Source organism: Nocardia sp. CA-145437, assembly GCF_050956485.1.
Taxonomy (GTDB): domain Bacteria; phylum Actinomycetota; class Actinomycetes; order Mycobacteriales; family Mycobacteriaceae; genus Nocardia.
This window is the reverse complement of record NZ_CP191204.1, coordinates 4,494,737-4,514,427: the sequence shown is the minus strand read 5'-3', so window position 1 is coordinate 4,514,427 and position 19,691 is coordinate 4,494,737. Positions and strand designations below refer to the sequence as shown.

The window sequence follows — 19,691 nt, the reverse complement described above, 5'->3', positions numbered from 1 at the left end:
CTGCTCAGGCCTTGTGGCCCACACCCGCCAGACCGAGCGACCGGCCCGGCGCCTCGTGCTGGTCACGGTCGGATTCCGGCCGCCACAACGGCAATTCCACCACACCGGGCTCGATCGGCTCCCACTTGCCGAACAGGGCCGCGATTTGCTCGCGGGTCCGGAACTGCAGGCCGATCTTGCTGACGTCGCGCGAGTTCTCCACCAGTTTGGCGGCGTCGTCGGGGCGAGTGGCCGAGGTGAGGTGCGACAGGGCCAGGTAGCTACCGGCCGGCACCGCGTCGTAGAGGGCGTCGACCTTGTCGACGGGGGTGTAGTCGTCGCTCATCAGGTGCAGGACCGCGATAAGCAGGACACCGACCGGTTGGTCGAAATCGATGACGCCGGTCGCGCGGGCCTGGGCCAGCAGCGCGTCGGGCTCGCGCAGATCGGCCTCGATCGCGGCGGTCCGGTCATTGCCCTTCAGGATGGCGCGCGCGTGCGCTACGGCCACGGGGTCGATATCGGCGTAGAGCACCCGGCACTCCGGGTCGATCGCCTGCGCCACCTCGTGCACATTGCCCGCGGTCGGGATGCCCGACCCGATGTCGAGGAACTGCCGCACGCCCTGGTCCACCAGGAACCGCACCGCGCGGCGCAGGAACGCCCGATTGCTCAAGGCCAGTCGCGGCAGGTCCGGGACCAGCGCTTTACCCGCCTCCGCGGCCTGTCGATCGACCTCGAAGTTGTGCGAGCCGCCCAGCAGCGCGTCGTACATGCGCGCCGGGCTGGGCCGGTTCATGTCCACGCCTTCCGGTGCCCACTCCGGTCTGTCCATCCCCAAACCCTCCTAGCCGCAACGGTCGAACGCCCGCCGGTGGTGCGAGCGGGCCGAAATCCGGGCAAATCCGGTGTTTCCGATCACCCGGACGGTGCAAACCGAATGGTAGTCCCCGTTGGTCAGAATCCTTGCAGCGATACCACTCTCGCCCTGAGGTGGGAGAATGCTCACCCGGCCGTTGACGCCGCGCAGGTGCTGTGCGTGAGCGGCGGCACACACACCCCCGACACGTCGGCCAGCAGCAGGCGCGCCCCGAGGACCAGCGAGCACAGCGCAATCGCGCCGAAGGCCAGCACCCACAGCAGGCCCGGGATCCTGGTCAGGTGAGCCAGTTGGTCGGCGTCGGAGTTCGGCTCGTGCGCGCGATTGCGCTGCAACTCGATCACCGGGCGCACCGCGGCCAGCAGCAGGAACCAGGACGCCGCGTACGCCAGCGCCGCCTGGGTGGTGTCACTGCCGAACCAGGACACCGCGAACACCACGCCGCCGGTCACCAGCAGCGACAGCAGGCCGTACCAGTTGCGGATCTTGAGCAGCAGCACCAGCAGCAGCGCGATGGTCAGCCACAGCATCAGGGTGATGCGGTGCGCGCCCAGCAGCGCGGCGTAGGCCAGCCCCAGCAGTGCCGGCGCGGGATACCCGGCCGCCATGGTCAGGATCATGCCGAGCCCATAGGGTTTGCCGCTCGACACGGTGAGTCCCGAAGTGTCGGAATGCAATCGGATGCCGTTGAGGCGGCGGCCGGTCAGCAGTGCGGTGAACGCGTGCCCGCCCTCGTGGGCGATGGTGACCGCATTGCGCAGAATGCGCCACGTCGGGCGGAAGGCCACCAGTATCAGCGCCACCACGCCGGTGCCCACCACCAGCTGCCACGGCGGCGGGGTCTGCGTCGTGGACAACCGGTCCACGATGGTGCTGCCGCGCTGAACGAATTCCGCTGTATCCACGGCCGCACCCTACCGATTCGGCGCGGACCCGGCGATCCGGTCCCAAATCATCGCGTATGCGACAGACTTGCTGTGGACCGGGGCCGGAGCGAATCGATTGTCAGGGGAGCGTGAGATGTCCGAGTCAGTGCAGAGTTACCCGAGTGCGGCGCCGGTTGGGGTGGACACCACGCGCGCCAGCATCGCCCGCGTCTACGACGCCGCATTGAACGGCAAGGACAATTTCGAAGTAGACCGCGCGGTCCTGGACCAAGTGCGCGCGGTCGCGCCCGGGGTCGCCGAATTGGCCTGGGCGAACCGGGATTTCCTGATCCGCGTCTGCCGCTTCCTGGCCAAGGAAGCGGGCATCGACCAGTATCTGGACCTCGGTTCGGGCCTGCCCACCGCCGAGAACACCCACCAGGTCGTGCAGCGCGTGGACCCGGGGTCTTCGGTGGTCTACGTGGACAACGACCCCATGGTGCTGGCGCACGCGCGCGCCCTGCTGGCGGGCAATCCGCGCACCACCATCGTCGAGGCCGACATCTTCCGGCCGTTCGAGGTGGTCAAACATCCCGAAGTCCGTGAGGAACTGGACTTCAGCCGTCCGATCGCGCTGTTCCAGATCGGCACCCTCCATCACTACGCCGCCGACGATGTCGCCGCCGTCATGCGCAGCTACCTCGACGTGCTGCCCTCCGGATCGTATGTGGCCATCGCCCACTTCCTCGACCCGGAGACAGCCGAATACAGCGACCTGGCGCGCAAGATGGAGGAGAAGTTCGTGCACAGCCCCATGGGGTCGGGCCGCTTCCGCACCCGCGACGAGATCCAGGCCCTGTTCGGCAATCTCACCATGATCGAACCCGGCCTCGTCCTGTGCGACGAATGGTGGCCCGACGGCCCGCAGCTCACGCCGCTGAGCTCGGTCCGCCACTGCATCGCCGGCGGCGTCGGTTTCAAGCCCTAGACGGTCGAGAGGCGGTCGGCGAGGATGCCCGCGCGGGCCAGCTGGACCTTGCGGGCCTGGCCGGAGGCGAAGGCCATGAGGCCCAACGGGGTTCGCAGGCGCAGCTCGTCGTCGACGCGGGTGCCCTCGGCGGTCGGGGTGAGGTCGAAGCGGTAGCCCATGCGGACGCCGCCGGGGCTGTCGACCTCGCCCCAGACCGCGCTGCCGGGGGTGCCGAGCAGGGCGACGCGAATGCGGTTGTCGTGCTTCAGGCCCAGGAAGCGGAAGCGTTCGACGGCGAGGTAGGAACCCTCCTGGACGTCCTCGACGGCGACGACCAGCGGGGAGAGACCGATGTAGTTCTCGGGCCGGATCAGGTGGTCGTAGACGGCCTCGGGAGAGGCGGGGACGGTGAAGGTGTTACGGATGATCTTTTCCGGCATGCCCGCACTCTAGCGGTCACCCGCGGCGGGGGATCGGGGCCGGAACCGGTCGTGCGGCATCACGATTCGGCGGGACCGGTCTGGGCCAGCAGGCCGTCGACGCAGGCTCGCAGGCCCTGGCCGTAGGTGTCACGGGCGGCGAGGGCGGGCCAGCGTTCGCCGATCGCGGCCAGGTGCGGAACGCGGGCGGGGTCGAGATCGCCGAAGGCGGTTCGGCCGGAAGCGGCGGGACTGCCGCGGCGCTGGGAGTGGGTGCGGACCAGGATCTCGCCGACGGTGTAGTACCAGATCGAGCGGAAGATGTAGGCGGCCTGCTCGGGAGTGCGGCCGCTGGATTCGGCGGCGGCGAGGATGGATTCGACGGTCCACAGCGCGGATTCGTCGAGCAGCCCGACGAAACCGTCCACGGTGAGGACTTCCGCGGCCCAGGGCCAGCTCGCCAGCAGGTCGTGCATGGCGGTGGCGGCCGCGACGATCCGGTCGCGTGGATCGGGGGGCAGCTCCGGGCGTTCGGTCTGGTCGGCGTAGTGGTTGAGCAGCATGACCAGCAGGTCCTCCTTGTCCTGGACGTGACGGTAGACCGTGGTCGCGCCGATTCCGGCCTCGGCGGCCAGGCCGCGAATGGTGAGCCGCTCCCAGCCGTCGCGGTCGATCAACCGGCGGGCCGCGGTCAGGATCTCCGTGCGGGACGTGACGGGCGGGCGGCCGGTGCGGCCGGAGGGGGCGGTCGGTCGGGGCATGTCTGCCATCATGCCCTGTTCCGCTCTCGACAGCGTGACCTGCGGATGCTACTTTCGGAACGTGTTCGCAAAGTCGTCGGCGAGCGTCGGCGACTCGTCCCGGAGGAGCTTCCCGTGCGATACCTGATCCTGGCGGCGATCGCTGCCCTGTCCTCGGCCACTGCGACCGGTTCGGCTGTGGCGCAACCGGATACCGGAGCAGCGCCGGGCGCGGTGGTGTCGTCACGGCCCCTGAACGCCGGCGAGCTGATTCCCGGCGCGGCGAGCGGGTATCGCATCACGTACCGGACGACTGGCCAGAACGGCGAGCCGGAGGTGAGCGGCGGCACGATCTACGTGCCCGACGGCGCGACCCCGGCGGGCGGCCGGCCGGTGGTGTCGTGGGCGCACGGGACCAGCGGCATGACGGTCGGCTGCGCGCCCACCATCAACGGCGGCATGGCGGACAAATTCGACGAGACACCGCAGCTGTCAACGTATCTGGCGCACGGCTACGTGGTGGCCGCGAGCGACTACATCGGCCTGGGCGCGGACGGCGTCTACGAATATCTGGCCGGGCGGGCGGCGGGCCACGCGGTCCTCGACATCGTGCGCGCGGGCCACGCCGTGGACGCCGGGCTCTCCGAATCCTTCGTGCTGGCCGGGCATTCCATCGGCGGGCAGTCGGTGCTCGCCGCGGCGGGGATGGCCACGGGCTACGCGCCGGAACTCGACCTGCGCGGCACCCTCGCCTACGCGCCGACCAGCAATGTCGAGGACATCATCGCCCTGCTGAGCCGCCCGGGCGTGCCCGTGCTCCCCGGACTCGACGGCCTGCACGCCCGGCTCGTCATGATCCTCGCGGGCCTCGACCACGCCCGCCCCGATCTCGGCGTCACCGACTACCTGTCGCCGCACGGCCACGAGGTCCTCGCCATCGCCCGGGCCGGAAACGATTGCGTGAGTGCGCTGGAAGCGGCCGTCGCGGGCAGGTCCGTCGGCGAGCTGTTCACCACATCCCTGCCCGACCCGGTGATTTCGGCGCTGCGCGACTACTTGTCGGTGCCCGCCGCGGGATATCGCGCTCCGGTGGTCCTGCTGCAGGGCGGATCCGACACCGTGCAGCCGGTCCCGACCACCGTGCTGTTGCAGCAGCAGCTCCAATCGGCCGGTACCGACAGTCAACTCGTGCTCCAGGCCCCGGCCACCCACTTCACCATCCTGAAGCTCGGCGATCCCGAGGCCCAGGCCTTCCTGGCGCGGGTGCTCCCGCGCCGTCAATCCTGATCGTCGTCGTCGATCCTGATCGTCAGGGAACGATCGGCTCGAATATTCTTGTCCATCCTGTGACTCTTGGCGGTTTCCCTCCGGCATCATCGGGTAAGCGAACGATGACAGCGAGAAAGATCGCTACGGGGGGTGAATGGGTGGTGAGTGATGTTGGAACCGCCACAAGGTGATGGCAAGGCGCGCATACGCACCGACAGTGTGATCCGGGAATCACCGCCGTTGTCGGGCGATGTGGGCGTGCGGGTGCGCGCGGATGCCGGGCACCTGGAAATGCTGCGCGCGATCGCCGAGACCATCCTGCTCACAGCCGATTTCACCATCGACGTCGCTATCGATATGCGCGTCGCACTGGATCAGGTGGCCACCACGCTGATCGGCGCCGCGGCGCCCGGGGCCGTACTGGACTGCGAATTCCGGTTCGACCGACTGTGCGTCCGGATTCGCGTGACATCGGTGATCGACAGCGGCGGCGGCCTGATCGAGCACAGTTTCGGCTGGCATTTCGTGGAATCCCTGACCGATTCGATCACGGTGGATACCGACGAATTCGATGTCGTGCAGCGCGGATACCCGGTGGTCGTGGAATTCACCCGGTTCCGGGGCGCGCAGACGGTATGAGGCGATACACCGTGAGGCGCCGCGCCACCGTCATGTGAATCCGGGTGGCCGTGCCGATCACCTCGCCGTCGGCGGCGAGGGGTTCGCGCGAGGCGAGCCGGACGGTCAGCTCGGGGCGGCGGCATTCGCCGTAGAGACGGGTGCGTCCCACGGCGGCGAGCCCGGCCGCCAGCACGATCCGGACACGGGACCACGGCCGGTCGGCACGGAGCCATCGGATGTCGAGCAGCCCCGCGGCGAGATGGTCGCGAACGGCCGGAGTGGAACGCCGCGGATGATAGGAACCGTTGCCGAAGAACAGGACCCACACCCGGCGGCGGTCGCCGTCGACCTCCACCGTGAGGGGCCGGGCCCGGCGTACCGCGGCCACCGACGCGGCCGCGAAGGCGAGCCGCCGCCCCCATTGCGACCGCCATTTCCGCCGCAGCCGCACCATCTCCGGGTAGGCGCCCACACTCGCGACGTTGAGCACGTGGCGGGTGCGCTGTCCGTCCTCGTCGTCGAAGCGGACGCGCGCGATATCGATGTCGACGGCATCGCCGGATTCGACGGCCGCGGCCGCCTCGGCCGTGTCGCGGACACCCAGATCGCGGGCGAAATGATTGCGCGTGCCCGTCGGAAACACCGCCAGTGGCAGACCGCGCCGCAGGGCGACCGTGGCCGCCGCGGCGAGGGTGCCGTCACCGCCCGCGACACCCAGTGCCGTCGGCCGCGGAGTACAGGCGCGGAACGCCAGTTCCAGTCGCCGGGCGGGATCATCGCCCTGATCGATGCGGACCAGGGTGGCCGCCGGCAACAGTGTCGCGAGCTCCTCGCAGGGATCGACAGCAGGATCACCCGCGACCGGGTTGACCAGCACCAGCAGGCCGTCCCCGGCGGGCAGCGCGGGCGTGCCCTGATGCCGCTCGCGGGCGATGGCCTGAACCGGGGCCGGCCACCAGTGCCGGGTGGCCAGGGCGACGGCCGAACCGATCAGCGCGCCCGCGAGCGCATCACTGCCCCAGTGCACGCCGGTGTGCACCCGTGAGTAGGCGACGAGCCCCGCCAGCGGGATGAGACCCGCTGCGGCTCGAGGACTTTCGACCGCGACCGCCGTGGCGAAGGCAGCTGCCGCGGCGCTGTGGCCCGAAGGGAACGACGACGAGGCGGGCCGCGGGACCGATCGCCGACGCGGCGGCAGCAGGTCGGCGGCCGGTCGGCGGCGCGCGATGATCGGCTTGAGACCACCGTTCACGATCGCCTCCGTGGCGGTGAGGGCGGCGACGCCGCGGATCGCGGCCCGCCGGTGCTCGCCGCCGCGGGTTCCCAGCGCGAGTGCGATGACCAGCCAGAGGGCGCCGAAATCCGCGGTGCGGGTCAGCCGCAGCAGGCCCGAATCCAGCGGTGAGGCGGGCAGGCGGGCGACCGCGGCGGTGAGGGCGCGGTCGACGCTGCCCACGCGCTGGAACCGTCGCGCGAGGCCGGTCATCGGGTACGACAATGGCCCAGCGGACGAATCCGCTGGGCTCACGGTGATGTGTCGGATGAAATGCATGCTGATGCAGTGGAGTTCACCGAGGGATTACCAGTAATGGGCGCGTCCGCCGATCGGGCGTCCGGCCGCGCCGAGCAGCCAGGCGATCGCGCCGACCACTATCAGGATGATCCCGATGGTGGTGAGGATCGAGAGTCCGAAGATAATTCCCAGGATCAGCAATACGAGGCCCAGGATGATCATGGTTATTCCTTTGCGGAGGTGGTTGTGATAGTCCCGCAGTTCCCCGAGATCCGGCCGTCAAACGTGCTGAAAAACTGGCGTAATGCGCCCGTTTCCGAGATTCGTTCTGTGGCAATACGTCTCTGACCTGGACGATCGGGGGCGGTTGTGGTGAATGCCGCGAAAAGATGTTCCCCCGGCACTAGGTTTGGGTACACCATTGTTATGCAGTTCAGCCGAATACGGGGTGATTCCGATGACGGGTGACAGCTATGACGATATCGAGCCACTGTTGAAACAGCTTGCCGTCGCCGTGGAAAACGATGCTCCCGAGCGAAAGGCATTGCGCGAAGAGGCGATCGATCGGTGCCTGCCACTGGCCGACCACATCGCGCGCAAGTTCTCCGGTCGCGGAGAGGCGTTCGAGGATTTGGTGCAGGTGGCCCGGCTCGGACTGGTGCAATCCATCGACCGGTTCGACGTCGAGCGCGGGTCGCGATTCCTGTCCTTCGCGGTGCCCACCATCATGGGTGAGGTCAGACGCTATTTCCGGGACAGCACCTGGGCCGTGCGCGTACCGCGCCGGGTCAAGGAGACCCAGATCCGCCTGGGCGCCGCCGTCGAAACCCTCGCCCAGCGCCTGGGCCGCATGCCCAAGGCGCGCGAACTGGCCGCCGAACTGAAGGTGGACCAGTCCGAACTGACCCAGGCCTTGCTGGCCGCCAACGCCTACCAGAGCTCCTCCCTGGAGGCCGCCTGCCCCGATGACGGGGAGAACACTCCGCTGGCCATGCTGGACGCGCTGGGGGCCGAGGAGACCGGTTACGAATACGTCGACCAGTACCTCGCCGTCGGCCCGCTCATCGCGGAACTGCCCGAGCGGGAGCGGCGAGTGCTGACCATGCGCTTCTTCGACTCGATGACCCAGTACCAGATCGCGCAACGGCTGGGGGTCTCGCAGATGCAGGTGTCGCGCATCCTGACGAAGACCCTCGGCCGGCTACGCGCCGAGGCACTCGCCATCTAACGCCGAGGCGCTCGCCATCTGATCAGAATCCCGCCAGACCCGAGGCCAGATCCGGCATCCGGATCGCCTGCACCGCCGCGTCCCGCACATCCGGGCACGCGGCGGTGGTGGTCTGGTCGATGACCGAGCGATTGCGCATCACGGCGATGTTCACGCCATTATTGCGCAACGCCCAATCCTGCACGGTGGCATTGAATTTCAGCCGCGCCTCGGTGGGGCCTTCCGCGCGCCACTTCTCGACCTCGGGTCGGATCATGTCGCACAGCTGCTTGGCGGCGTTGGCGGAGATGGTCGGCGACCCGGAGTCCTGATGCGGTGAACCGGTTCCCGGCACGCCGGGCTCGGTGCTGTTCGAGCAGCCCACGGCGAGCGCGGCCGCCGTCACGGCCACGCCCAGCCAGCGGGCGGGTGAATGCTGAGATGCCATGACGGCGGGTTCCTTTCAGTGCGCCCGGTCGCTGTCAGTGTGCCCGGTCGGCGGCGGTGCGGGCCGCGTCCGCGAGCCGCTCACCGCGCCGCTTGGCTCTGGCGGCGAGGTGACCGCCCTGATCGCGGGCGGTGTCGAGAAGGTGGCCGCCGCGGTCGGCGGCGACGTCGCTCCATTGTGCGCCGAGCTCCCTGGCCGAATCGGTCAGTTGAGCGCCGCGCTGCTGGGCCGCCTCGGCCAGTCGCTCGCCGCGATGCTGTACGACATCGGCCAGTCGCTCGCCGCGGTCGTGCAGTGCCGCAACGAGTTCGGGTCCGTGTTCGCGAGCGGAGTCCGCGAGCTGTGCGCCGCGGTGCTGGGCGATATCGGCCAGTCGCTCGCCGCGGTCGTGCAGGGCGGCGGCCAGTTCGGGACCGCGTTCGCGGGCGGTCTCCGCCAGGTGTTCACCGCGGGTTCGGACCGCCGCGGCGAGTTCGGGTCCGTGGACCTTCGCGGCGTCGGCGAGCCTGGTGGTGGCGGAGTCGTCGGCCTGCAGCTTCGCCAGGGCCCGGCGGCCACGCCAGCCGAGTGAGGGCTTGCCCTGCCGGTCGGTCGAGGCGATGAGCAACCCGCCGAGCAGGCTCACGTCCTTGAGCAGCGCGTTGCGTCGGGCCGAACGCCGTTCGGGGTCCACCTCGGTCCAGAACCCCGGTTCGGTCAGGGCCGACGGGATCACGGTCGCGGCGAGCACGGCGGTGGACAACCGGGGCAACTTGCCCAGGGCCAGCAGTGCGCCGCCGCCGACCCGGACCGCCGCGTTGATCCGGACCAGTGTGGCCGGATCGTCGGGCAGATAGGCCGCGAGCTTGGCCGGCAACCGCTGCTCGCCCTGCCGCACCGCCTCGGACGCGGTCTTGATCCGGGGATCGGGGTGGGTGAGCGTGTCGATTCCGTCGGCGACGAAAGCGGTCGCCAGCAGGGGGTGGGCAATACGTCGCAGCATGGTGATTCCTTTCCGGAAGGCTGTCTCAGCAGGCGCTGATGTCGTCGCTGTTCCCGGCGTCCTCGTCCTCAAACGCCAGGCCGCCCGCGACCAGCCGGGGGATGAGGCCGCCGGCCAGGACGTCTCGCACCTGACGTGGCGAAAGCCGGTGTCGCACGGTGAAAGTGGATTCCTTGCTCATGTCGAGCACCTCGAGCGTGGTGTCGCGGACGATGGCGTGTGGATCGAGCAGTGCCAGCACGTCATCGCGGTCGGTGCGGTCGTAGTCGGCGGGGTCCTCGAATTCGAGGGCCAGAACGCCGAAGTTGGCCAGGTTCTGCCAATGGATGCGGGCGAAGGATTTGGCGATGACCACCCGCAGACCGAGGTAGCGGGGCGTGATCGCCGCGTGCTCGCGCGAGGACCCCTGACCGTAGTTCTCGCCCGCGACGACGAAGTGTCCGGTATCGGAAACCCGCTGCGCCCGTTCGGGATAGGTCTCGTCGATCGGGGTGAAGGCGAACATCGCCAGCTTGGGGATATTGGATCGGTAGGGCAGGGCGCGGGCTCCGGCGGGGGAGATCGCGTCGGTGGAGATATCGTCGCCGAGTTTCAACAGCACCGGCCCGACGATCCGATCCGGCAGCGGCGTCAGCTCGGGCAGGCTGGAGATATTGGGCCCCTTCACCGGCCGCACCAGCCGTGCCCGCTCCGGCTCGAGCGGGGGAACCAGCATCGCCGTATTGACCGAGGCCCGCACGGGCAGTTCGAGTTTCGGGTAGTCCATGCCGACCGTGCGCGCCCACTCCCGCGGATCGGTGATCACGCCGGTCAGCGCGGACGCGGCCGCCGTCTCCGGCGAGCACAGCCAGACCGAGTCCTCCCTGGTGCCCGAGCGGCCCGGGAAGTTGCGCGGCATGGTCCGCAGCGAATTGCGGCCGACGGCGGGGGCCTGGCCCATGCCGATGCAGCCCAGGCACCCGGCCTGGTGGATGCGCGCACCCGCCTCGACCAGGTCGGTGACCGCACCCATCCGGGTCAGATCCGTGAGGATCTCCCGCGACGTGGGGTTCACGTCGAAACTCACCTGCGGAACGGTCTGCCGTCCGGCCACCATGGCCGCCGCCATGGCGAAATCGCGCAGTCCGGGATTGGCGCTGGACCCGATCACCGCCTGCGCGATCTCGGTGCCCGCCACCTCGCGCACCGGTACCACCGCGCCCGGCGACGACGGTTTCGCGATGAGGGGTTCCAACGTGGACAGGTCGATGGTCTCCTCGATGTCGTACTCGGCGTCGGCGTCGGCGGCCAGCTCGACCCAGTCGTCCTCGCGGCCCTCCGCGCGCAGGAACGCGTGGACGGCCTCGTCGCTCGGGAAAACCGTGGTGGTGGCGCCGAGTTCGGCGCCCATGTTCGCGATCACATGCCGATCCATCGCGGACAGTCCCGCCAGGCCCGGCCCGTGATATTCGATGATGCGCTCGATCCCGCCGCTGACGCCGTGGCGGCGCAGCATTTCCAGGATCACGTCCTTGGCCGAACACCACTGCGGCAGTTCGCCTTCGAGACGAATGCCCCAGATCTTGGGCATCCGCAGGTGCAGCGGCTGACCCGAGATGGCCAGCGCCACTTCCAATCCGCCCACACCGATGGCGAGCATGCCCAGCGAGCCCGCCGCCGGCGTGTGCGAATCGGATCCGGCGAGCGTCTTGCCCGGGACCCCGAAACGCTGCATATGGGTGGGGTGGGAGACGCCGTTTCCCGCCTTGGAGAACCACAGGCCGAAGCGCTGGGCGGCCGTGCGGAGATACTCGTGGTCCTCGGCGTTCCTCTCGTCGGTCTGCAACAGATTGTGGTCGACGTACTGGACGCTCACCTCGGTGCGTGAGCGATCGAGGGCCAAGGCCTCGAGCTCCTGCATCACCACGGTGCCGGTGGCGTCCTGGGTCAGCGTCTGATCGATCCGAATCGCGATCTCGGTGCCCGGCGTCATCGCACCCGACACCAGATGCGAGGCGATCAGTGTGCGCGCCAGATTGCCGGACATGGCGATCGATCAGCGGTTGGCGGCCTGGGGTCCGACGACGAAGGTGGCATTGCCCGTGGCGTCCATGCCCGCGTCGAGGATCTTGTCGTCGAAGAACTCCGCGGACCGCCGGTCCATGTAGACCCGCGCGCCCTCCGCGGTCAATACCTCGTCGTCCTCGGACGGCCCCTCCGCGACCGCGAGCTGGAAGCTTTCGGCGTCATCCGGCGTGGTGATCCGCAGTCCGGCGTCGCGCGGGGCGCCTTCCCCGGACGTGATTCCGCGTACCGCCTCGACGGCAGTGGGGGTGAGCATCAGCATAAGGTCTTCCTTCCGCTGTCGTGAGCGCCGGACGGACTGCCGGCAGTCGGTCGAGTAACCCGATGCGCGGGACCGAAACGTGCCAATGGCGGCAGCGGATCAGGAATCGGCGCCGGCGGCACGGGCGGTGGATGCGGATCAGGTGGGCGGGGGATCGGCGGGCCGGGCGTGGGCAGGGGTGCCGGCGGCTCGGGCTCGGGGATGGGTTCCCCCGGCTCCAACGGTGGGACCGGTTCCGGCGGTCGCACCGGAGGAACCGGGGCACCGTCCGACTCGATACCGGATCGGACGCTCAGGGGTTCCATACCGCTCGCTTACCCGGACAATCGCGATGTATTCGGTTCCGGACAGGGTCGTGGAGATGATGGCGATCATGGGTGATTCGTCCGATAATCCGACCAAGGGCCCATTGTCGGCTAATCCGACCAAGGGCCCATTGTCGGCTAATCCGACCAAGGGCCCATTGTCGGCGGGAGGCCGGTGCGGACATGACCAGGAAAACTTCCCGGGGGCAGCGCCGCCGGACCGTCCTCGCGATGGTCGTGATCCCGGCGGCGGCCGGGCTGGTGGCCTGTTCCAGCGGCGGTGGGCCCGCCGTCACCACGACGGCCGCGCCGGGCGGTGCGTCCACGACCGCCCCTCCGGGCAGTTCCGCACCGGGGACCTCGGGGCCGGCCGCCACGACGACACCCGCGGCCGCGGAGTTCCCGTACCAACCGCTGTGGCCTTTCCGCGACAGCGCCGAAGCCGCGGCCTGGCAGCGGGACGCCGGGTCCGGGCATCAACCCTGGCATCTCGATCCCGCCGCCACCGCGCAGTCCTTCACCCAGCACTACCTCGGGTTCTCGAGCTTGGACAAGATCGTGAAGGTGGCCACCGACAGGGACCAGTCGCGGGTCAGCGTCGGTTTCGACAATCCGAACGGCGTGCCTGTCGTAGCGGCCGTCGTACATCTGGTCCGGATGGGGCACGGTGACACCGCGCCGTGGGAGGTCGTCGGCACCGACGACACCACCTTCCAGCTGACCACGCCGCGCTACGGCGGCACGGTCTCGTCGCCGGTGGCCGTCGGCGGCACCATTACCGGTGTGGACGAGAGCATTCGGGTCCGGATCCTGCGCTCGGATCGGGATCAGCCCGTCGGTCGATCCGCTCCGATTCCCGCGGGCGGTACCGAATCGTCCTGGAGCGCCACGGTGTCCGTTTCGGATGCCTGTCCGGCCACGCTCACCATCGTGGCGGCAACCGGGGGGCACGTCGCCGACATCGAACGGTTCACCATCTCTGGCGTTCGCTGCTGATTCGCTACGGAATTTGCTGTCGGAGAACTGGACTCACGGAACTATTCGGGCGTCGTTGTGCCACCGGGGCCGACTTTGTGTGCCTAAGTTGATCTTTCGCGCCACATTCTCGAGGCGGGTGCATCAGAATTGGTCGTCCCTCTTCGAAAGGTTGACTCGTGCCCAAGCACTTGATCACGGTGGCCGCGATAGCGATGGTGGCGGCGGCGATCACGGGATGCGGCGATCACCGCAGCACCCCACTGGTCCCGCCGTCCCCGACCAGCGCGGTACCCGTCCTCGGCGGTGGTCGCTTGCCGGACGTGATCGACATGCCCACGACGACCCCGTCCTCGTCCAGCCGGACCACTACCACCGCCAAGGCCGGCTGACGGTTCTGTTCCGCTCGCTCGGCTACTTCTGGTAGCCGAGCGCGGCGCTGCGCACTTGATCGACGTACACGGCGGAGTGGTTGTATGCCAGGATGGCCTGCCGCCAGCCGTGTGCCGTGGCCAGATCGCCTCCCGTCGCGCACAGGTATCGACCGGCCGCGAGGGCCGCGTCGTCGATATTGTCCGGGCTGCCCGAAAGGTCGCCGGTGGCAGCCGGTTTGGCGGCCTTCAGCGTGGGGGCGAGGGTGTTGTAGCCGACGGCCGCGTGGACGCCCCAGCGTTTCCAGGTGTCGGGGATGAACTGGAACGGGCCCATCGCGCGCGCGTACACCGTATGACCGGCTCGGGTGGTGGCATGGGGGTCGATGATCCGCGCATTACCCCCGGTGCCGTCCAACGCGATCCCTCGGATCGGGGGGCGCACCGATCCATCGGTGGTGATGGTCGCGCCGCCGAAACGGGCGTGATCGCTTTCCACGCGGGCGATACCGGCCAGCGTCACCCAGCCGAGATGGCAACCGGGCTGGGCTTTCGACATGGCCACCGTCGCATAGCCGTACGCCTGCAGGGCTCGCATCGGGATGCCGCTCGTTTCGGACCGCGCACGCGCCCACTCGCGGAGCTGGTCGAGCGGAGACTCGGCCGCGTCGAGGCGGATCGCCGGGATCGACTCGGTCGCGCGCGGCGGCAGTGGATCGGAAGTTCCGTCGGAGACGCCGCAGCCCGCGAGGATCGCGGCGGCCGCGGCCACCAGCAGCGCCGGACGCGCTGTCATCGCCATCGGCGCTACTTGGCCGGGACGGGCTTGGGCGCGGTGGGAGCCACCGTGGTGGTCGTCGGCGTCGGCCGGTGCGTCGTGGTCGGCGGTTGCGCGACCGTCGGGCGGGCCGAGGACGGAACCGGCTTGGGCGCGGTCGTTTTGGTGACCGTGGTCGACGTCGGGGTGCGGCGCGGTGTCGTCGGCTTGCCGGACGGGGTGGTCGCACGGACCGTGGTCGGGGTGGTCGTCCCCTTGGCGGGTGTCGGGGTGGGCGGGACCGCGGTGGTCGTCGTCGCAGGAACCGGGGTCGTTGTTGTCGTTGCGGTAGCAGGGACCGGAGTCGCGGTGGTGGTCGTCGCTGCGGTGGCAGGGATGGGGGTGGTCGTGGTGGTCGTCGCTGCGCCGGGGACCGGCACGGTCGTGGTGGCTGTCGTTGCCGCGACGGGGACCGGCGACGCGGGGTCTGTGGTCGTGGTGGTCGGCGACGGGCTCGCGGTCACTGTGGTGAGGCCGGGCGTCAGCGTCGTGACGACGTCGGTCGGCGGGGAGACCTGCGCCGAAATGCCCAGGCTCGCACTCACATTCACATTGATGGTCGGACCCGACGACGGACTCGTGGTCGGAGTGTCGGTCGGCGTGCTGGTAGCGGGGTCGGTGGTGTCGGGGCTCGGCGTCTCGGTCCCGGGCACGTCCCCGCTGTCGGGGGTGTCCGCCACCGGCATGTCGTCCGGCACGGTCCCGTCCTGGGGCGTCTCGGTCACGTCCGCGAGCTCGGTGACCGGCCCGATCTCGGTGGCCGGGTCCGCCTCGGCGGAGGTATCGGAGACCTTCGACGACGCCACGACAGTGCCCGCCCGGTCGTTCTGCGGCGAATCCGCCGTGATCGCGACCCCGCCGACCGCGAGCGCGATCAACGCCATGGTGGCCGCTGTATTGGGCAGATACCGGCGTGCGTCGCGCATCGTCACCACGAATCCTCCTGGAACATCACCGACCTGGCCTCTGCCAGGACCGGCATATCCTGGAGGCGCCTCGTAGCGCCGAACCCAATGTTCCGGAGCTACAGGATGTTCCACGGGTGAACAGATCGACACACGCCGAATGATCAGGTGCGCGAATGTATCTGAATCAATCCTGTTCCACCTTGATCCACCAGGTCTTCGCCTCCGAACCCGTCGACTGCGCCGCGGGAATTGATGCGTGAGCGAAAACCGTGGTGGATTGGGCGCTCTGGGGAATTACTACCCGGCGGTGGCGTCGTCGCCCTCGCGGGCGGCGGCCACGGCGGCTTGGTGGACGGCCTCGGCGAGTTCCTTGGAGTCGGCGGGGACGGGGCCGCCCGCCACCGTGTACCACTCGCGGATTTCATGGTGTTGCACCGTGACCAGTGCGAGATTGTCGGTGTCGGACCAGAAGGTGCGGAGGGTGATCTCACCGTCGAGGGTTCCGGCTTCCTCGGTGCGGATGCCGCCGGGGCCGGTTGTCACGGTGGTGGTCCAGTCGAGCTTTGTCATTGTTGAGCCCTGCTGTATAGGTGTCGGCTATCGCGGGAGAGTGTACGCAGAAACAGGCGGTGCTAATCCGGAAATCGAATGCGGAACAGCACCGCCTGTTTCCTGCGGCGATCACGGCGAAAGCCTCAGGACCCGTTGGTATTTCAATGCGGAATTGTCGATTTCCGCACGGCCGAACTCAGGGCTGTTCGCCGATATTGCCGATGACCTGGTTGAGGTGGGCGCGGCCGTCGCTGAGCTGGTACGTGACGCCGGCGATGGCCAGGCGGCCCGCGTCGACGGCCTGCGAGATAATCTGCGAGCGCTCCATGAGAACCCGCGCGGTCTCGGCGACGTGGCGGGCCTCGAGCTCGTCGACGGTGTTCAGGCCCTCGCGGCGGCCCAGCAGGATCGACGGGGTGACACGCTCGACGAGGCTGCGGATGAACCCGCCGGGCACCGCGCCGCCGTCCAGCGCGTCGAGGGTGGCCTTCACCGCGCCGCAGCTGTCGTGGCCGAGCACCACGATCAGCGGCACGTTGAGGACCTGCACGCCGTACTCGATGGAACCCAGCACCGAGGAGTCGATGACGTGGCCCGCGGTCCGGACCACGAACATGTCGCCGAGGCCCTGGTCGAAAATGATCTCGGCGGCCACCCGGGAGTCACCACAGCCGAACAGGATGGCGGTGGGGTGCTGGCCTGCCACCAGCTCTTCGCGGTGACCGGCGCCCTGCGAGGGGTGGACCTGGCTGCCGGACACGAAGCGGTCGTTGCCGTCGCGGAGCGATTTCCAGGCACTGATCGGATTTGAGTGAGGCATATGTCCGATTCTGCACGCTGATCATGATCCGCGTCGACCGGCCCTGCGTTGCGGGGCGGGCGCGCCGGGCCGCCGGACCGTACTGTCGCTTCGATCAGGCAACCATCGATCAGGAGGCGGGGCGCGGGCATGACGACGTCGATCGTGTTGTTCACCAGGGATCTGCGGGTCCACGACAATCCGGCGCTGGCGGCCGCGTGTCGCGAGGACAAGTCGGTGGTTCCCTTGTTCGTTCTGGACACCGACCTGCTGGCCCGGGTCGGGGACGCGGCGAACCGGCTGCGATTCCTGTGCTCGGCGCTGAGCGAGCTCGACGACGAGCTGGGCGCGCGGGGCGGGCGGCTGGTGGTGCGGCACGGACGGGTGGTCGATGAGGTGGTACGGGCCGCGCGCGAGGTCGGGGCGGACACGGTGCATCTCGCGGCGGACGGCACCCCGTACAGCCGGAGGCGGGAAGACGCGCTGCGGGAACAGCTTTCGTCGGCCAGAGGTGAGCTGCGAGTGCACGGCAGCTCGATCACCGCCGTGGATCCCGGTGCGATCCGGCCGGATACCGGGCGCGGGCATTACGCGATCTTCACGCCGTATTTCAACCGTTGGCTGGAGACGCCGGTGCGTCGCCCGGTGCCGCCGCCGGTCACCGTGACGGTCCCGGAGGTGGAGAGCGAGGCGATCCCCGGCGCGGCCGATCTCGACGCGGGTCCCGGGTCGCCGCAGCTGGCGGTCGGTGGCGAGACGACTGGTCGAAAACTGCTCGAGCAGTGGTTGTCCGGCCCGGTCCGCCGCTACGAGGACGAGAAGGACATCCCCGCCGCCGACGGCACCTCGCGACTGTCTCCCTACCTGCATTTCGGCTGTCTGTCCGTCACCGAGATCGTGACTCGCACCCCCGCCGCCGACCCGGGCGCCCTCGCCTTCCTCCGTCAGCTCGCCTGGCGCGACTTCTACCACCAGGTCCTGGCCGACGAACCCCGCGTCGCCGTGGCTGACTACAAGACCACCCCGGCCGAGCCCTGGCGGTCCGATCCGCGTGGCGTAGCGGCCTGGCAGGCCGGGCAGACCGGCTACCCCATGGTCGACGCGGGCATGCGGCAACTGCTCGCCGAGGGCTGGATGCCGGGCCGGGCCCGATTGATCGCCGCCAGCTTCCTGGTCAAGACCCTCCGCGTGGACTGGCGCATCGGCGCCGAACACTTCGAACGCTGGCTGGTCGACGGCGACGTCGCCAACAACCGGCTGAACTGGCAGTGGATGGCCGGCACCGGCACCGATACCCGCTCCAGCCGTGTCCTCAACCCCCTCCGCCAAGCCGACCGATTCGACCCCGAGGGCGACTACGTCCGCCGCTGGCTGCCCGAACTCGCCCAGCTGCCCGGCGCCGAGATCCAACGCCCGTGGCGGGCGGGCGTCCTCGCCGCCGACTATCCGCCGCCGATCGTCGAATTCAACGGGATGTGAGCGCGATTCGACCCCGAGGCCGGGGGTCACTCGGGGATGCGCTCGTGCACGGTCAGCAGGATGTGGTCGAACGCGGACACGGTTCCGGGCTGCGCGGGCGGGATATTGGGCAGTTCGCGCAGGAGCTGTTCGGCCAGGGCGCGGAGTTTGGTGTTGGTCTCCTGGGACCGCCACACCAGCAGTTTGAAGGCCTGCTCGTCGTTGATGCGGTACATGCGCATGAGGACGCCCTTGGCCTGCTCGATCACGGCTCGTGCCTCCACCACGCCGGGCATCTGCTGCTCGATGGCCTCGTGCTGGGCGTGGATCAGGGTGCCCTCCAGGTCGATGTAGAACCCCGAGGTGCCGACCGGGCGGCCTTCGTCGAGGATGCGGTCGGCGACCACCATCACGTGGTGCTCGTTCCCGTGGGTGTCGATGAACCGGTGGCGGCTCGAGAACGGCTCGCCCAAAGAGACCGAGCGGGTGATCGCCTCGGCGACCTTGCCGCGATCGTCGGGATGTTTGTGCGCGAGAAGGAGTTCGGTGGTGGGTTCGACCTCGCCGGGCGTGTAGCCGTGCATGCGGTACAGCTCAGGGGACCATTCCCAGCGGCGGGTGGCGAACCAGAAACGGAAGCTTCCCGTCCGCGGGCCCGGATATTTCCCCGCAGCCCAGACGAGTGATTCCGCGGGAAGATCGGCCGAAGACTCCATCACCCCATTATCCGCCTCGTCGTGTTCGTCCGGACCGGGTCGCGGGGGCCGTCGCGTGGGGGCGGTTGCGGGCGGTGCGCGGTGGTATCCGCCCGACATGAAGCCGCATGCGAACAAGGAACCGAAGGTGGTCGTCGTTACCGGAGCCAGTGCGGGAATCGGACGGGCCGCCGCGCGCAGGTTCGGCGCGCAAGGAGCGTCGGTCGCGCTGCTGGCGCGAGGGCAGGCCGGTCTGGACGCCGCCGCCGCGGACGTGCGCGACGCGGGCGGGCGGGCCCTGGCGATTCCGGTCGATGTGGCCGACCACGCCGCGGTGGGCACGCTGGTCGCCCAGCGGCTGGCTCCGACGGTGCTGGACCGATATCTGGCCCGCACCGGATTCGACAGCCAGCAGACCGATACGCCGGCCGCGGACCGGGCGGACAATCTGTGTGCCCCATTGGACCGGGCCGGCGGCCACGACTACGGCGCACACGGCGAATTCGACGAACGCGCCCATCCGCGCAGCGCGCAGACGTGGCTGATGCGGAAGGTGCTCTCGATCGGTCGATCCGGTGGAGTCTAGATCCG

At 69.2% G+C, this 19,691-nt stretch carries 23 protein-coding genes; 8 read left to right on the top strand and 15 right to left on the bottom strand.

Translation table 11 applies throughout. The annotated features are described in order from the left end of the window. Positions 1-4: 4 nt before the first annotated feature. Positions 5-814, bottom strand: coding sequence for an SAM-dependent methyltransferase (locus ACQPYY_RS21045; RefSeq protein ID WP_379104376.1), 810 nt, complete (start codon positions 812-814; stop codon positions 5-7). A 170-nt stretch (positions 815-984) separates the two neighbouring features. Next, complete coding sequence (locus tag ACQPYY_RS21040; RefSeq protein ID WP_357084602.1) at positions 985-1,764, bottom strand: M50 family metallopeptidase; 780 nt, start codon at positions 1,762-1,764, stop codon at positions 985-987. Positions 1,765-1,879: 115 nt separating this feature from the next. Here ACQPYY_RS21040 and ACQPYY_RS21035 point away from each other — a divergent pair, with 115 nt between their 5' ends. Further along, the gene (locus ACQPYY_RS21035; protein WP_433590676.1) at positions 1,880-2,713 is read left to right on the top strand and encodes an SAM-dependent methyltransferase; all 834 of its coding nucleotides are present in this window, start codon (positions 1,880-1,882) and stop codon (positions 2,711-2,713) included. On the opposite strand, the gene ACQPYY_RS21030 is transcribed toward ACQPYY_RS21035, so the two are convergent. Continuing rightward, positions 2,710-3,135, bottom strand: coding sequence for an SRPBCC family protein (locus ACQPYY_RS21030; protein WP_433590675.1), 426 nt, complete (start codon positions 3,133-3,135; stop codon positions 2,710-2,712). The genes ACQPYY_RS21035 and ACQPYY_RS21030 overlap by 4 nt on opposite strands. Positions 3,136-3,194: 59 nt before the next feature. Then, positions 3,195-3,875 carry a TetR/AcrR family transcriptional regulator gene (locus ACQPYY_RS21025; protein WP_433590674.1) on the bottom strand — a complete coding sequence of 227 codons (681 nt, stop codon included), beginning with the start codon at positions 3,873-3,875 and terminating at the stop codon, positions 3,195-3,197. A 114-nt stretch (positions 3,876-3,989) separates the two neighbouring features. Between ACQPYY_RS21025 and ACQPYY_RS21020 the strand changes: the two genes are divergently transcribed. Both ACQPYY_RS21020 and ACQPYY_RS21015 read left to right on the top strand, forming a co-directional pair. Next, the gene (locus ACQPYY_RS21020; RefSeq protein ID WP_433590673.1) at positions 3,990-5,141 is read left to right on the top strand and encodes a lipase family protein; all 1,152 of its coding nucleotides are present in this window, start codon (positions 3,990-3,992) and stop codon (positions 5,139-5,141) included. A 150-nt stretch (positions 5,142-5,291) separates the two neighbouring features. After that, entirely contained in the window at positions 5,292-5,762 is a 471-nt protein-coding gene (locus tag ACQPYY_RS21015) for an anti-sigma factor (RefSeq protein WP_379104364.1), read from the top strand. On the opposite strand, the gene ACQPYY_RS21010 is transcribed toward ACQPYY_RS21015, so the two are convergent. Both ACQPYY_RS21010 and ACQPYY_RS21005 read right to left on the bottom strand, forming a co-directional pair. Next, positions 5,731-7,230 carry a bifunctional phosphatase PAP2/diacylglycerol kinase family protein gene (locus ACQPYY_RS21010; RefSeq protein ID WP_433590672.1) on the bottom strand — a complete coding sequence of 500 codons (1,500 nt, stop codon included), beginning with the start codon at positions 7,228-7,230 and terminating at the stop codon, positions 5,731-5,733. The genes ACQPYY_RS21015 and ACQPYY_RS21010 overlap by 32 nt on opposite strands. Positions 7,231-7,323: 93 nt before the next feature. Then, on the bottom strand, positions 7,324-7,479 hold the full coding sequence (locus tag ACQPYY_RS21005) for a hypothetical protein (protein ID WP_379104360.1): 156 nt from the start codon (positions 7,477-7,479) through the stop codon (positions 7,324-7,326). A gap of 235 nt (positions 7,480-7,714) precedes the next feature. On the opposite strand from ACQPYY_RS21005, the gene ACQPYY_RS21000 reads away from it, so the two are divergent. Further along, positions 7,715-8,485 carry an RNA polymerase sigma factor SigF gene (locus ACQPYY_RS21000; protein WP_379104357.1) on the top strand — a complete coding sequence of 257 codons (771 nt, stop codon included), beginning with the start codon at positions 7,715-7,717 and terminating at the stop codon, positions 8,483-8,485. A gap of 22 nt (positions 8,486-8,507) precedes the next feature. Here ACQPYY_RS21000 and ACQPYY_RS20995 read toward each other — a convergent pair whose 3' ends face one another. The 4 genes from ACQPYY_RS20995 to ACQPYY_RS20980 are packed head-to-tail and all read right to left on the bottom strand — an operon-like array spanning position 8,508 to position 12,220. Then, positions 8,508-8,912, bottom strand: coding sequence for a hypothetical protein (locus ACQPYY_RS20995; protein ID WP_433590671.1), 405 nt, complete (start codon positions 8,910-8,912; stop codon positions 8,508-8,510). A 34-nt stretch (positions 8,913-8,946) separates the two neighbouring features. Next, on the bottom strand, positions 8,947-9,894 hold the full coding sequence (locus ACQPYY_RS20990) for a DoxX family protein (protein WP_433590670.1): 948 nt from the start codon (positions 9,892-9,894) through the stop codon (positions 8,947-8,949). Between the two features lie 25 nt (positions 9,895-9,919). Next, on the bottom strand, positions 9,920-11,920 hold the full coding sequence (locus ACQPYY_RS20985; protein WP_433590669.1) for an aconitate hydratase: 2,001 nt from the start codon (positions 11,918-11,920) through the stop codon (positions 9,920-9,922). A 9-nt stretch (positions 11,921-11,929) separates the two neighbouring features. Continuing rightward, entirely contained in the window at positions 11,930-12,220 is a 291-nt protein-coding gene (locus tag ACQPYY_RS20980; RefSeq protein ID WP_433590668.1) for a hypothetical protein, read from the bottom strand. 488 nt (positions 12,221-12,708) lie between these two features. On the opposite strand from ACQPYY_RS20980, the gene ACQPYY_RS20975 reads away from it, so the two are divergent. Together ACQPYY_RS20975 and ACQPYY_RS20970 are read left to right on the top strand one after the other, a co-directional pair. After that, positions 12,709-13,521, top strand: coding sequence for a hypothetical protein (locus ACQPYY_RS20975; protein ID WP_433590667.1), 813 nt, complete (start codon positions 12,709-12,711; stop codon positions 13,519-13,521). Positions 13,522-13,679: 158 nt separating this feature from the next. After that, positions 13,680-13,892 carry a hypothetical protein gene (locus ACQPYY_RS20970; RefSeq protein WP_433590666.1) on the top strand — a complete coding sequence of 71 codons (213 nt, stop codon included), beginning with the start codon at positions 13,680-13,682 and terminating at the stop codon, positions 13,890-13,892. Between the two features lie 22 nt (positions 13,893-13,914). On the opposite strand, the gene ACQPYY_RS20965 is transcribed toward ACQPYY_RS20970, so the two are convergent. From ACQPYY_RS20965 to ACQPYY_RS20950, 4 genes are all read right to left on the bottom strand, one after another. Then, positions 13,915-14,673 (bottom strand): lytic transglycosylase domain-containing protein, encoded by a 759-nt coding sequence (locus tag ACQPYY_RS20965; protein WP_433590665.1) that lies wholly within the window; start codon positions 14,671-14,673, stop codon positions 13,915-13,917. Positions 14,674-14,678: 5 nt separating this feature from the next. Continuing rightward, entirely contained in the window at positions 14,679-15,620 is a 942-nt protein-coding gene (locus ACQPYY_RS20960) for a hypothetical protein (RefSeq protein WP_433590664.1), read from the bottom strand. A 273-nt stretch (positions 15,621-15,893) separates the two neighbouring features. After that, a complete protein-coding gene (locus ACQPYY_RS20955; RefSeq protein WP_379104337.1) occupies positions 15,894-16,166 on the bottom strand; it encodes a hypothetical protein in 273 nt (90 codons plus the stop codon). Between the two features lie 178 nt (positions 16,167-16,344). Continuing rightward, positions 16,345-16,968, bottom strand: coding sequence for a carbonic anhydrase (locus ACQPYY_RS20950; protein ID WP_433590663.1), 624 nt, complete (start codon positions 16,966-16,968; stop codon positions 16,345-16,347). Between the two features lie 129 nt (positions 16,969-17,097). Between ACQPYY_RS20950 and ACQPYY_RS20945 the strand changes: the two genes are divergently transcribed. Further along, positions 17,098-18,426: a cryptochrome/photolyase family protein gene (locus ACQPYY_RS20945; protein ID WP_433590662.1), complete on the top strand. Its 1,329-nt coding sequence runs from the start codon at positions 17,098-17,100 to the stop codon at positions 18,424-18,426. Between the two features lie 26 nt (positions 18,427-18,452). Here the strand turns inward: ACQPYY_RS20945 and ACQPYY_RS20940 are convergent, their stop codons facing one another. After that, entirely contained in the window at positions 18,453-19,121 is a 669-nt protein-coding gene (locus ACQPYY_RS20940; protein WP_433590661.1) for a PAS and ANTAR domain-containing protein, read from the bottom strand. 97 nt (positions 19,122-19,218) lie between these two features. Between ACQPYY_RS20940 and ACQPYY_RS20935 the strand changes: the two genes are divergently transcribed. Beyond that, positions 19,219-19,686 carry an SDR family NAD(P)-dependent oxidoreductase gene (locus tag ACQPYY_RS20935; RefSeq protein WP_433590660.1) on the top strand — a complete coding sequence of 156 codons (468 nt, stop codon included), beginning with the start codon at positions 19,219-19,221 and terminating at the stop codon, positions 19,684-19,686. Positions 19,687-19,691: the final 5 nt, after the last annotated feature.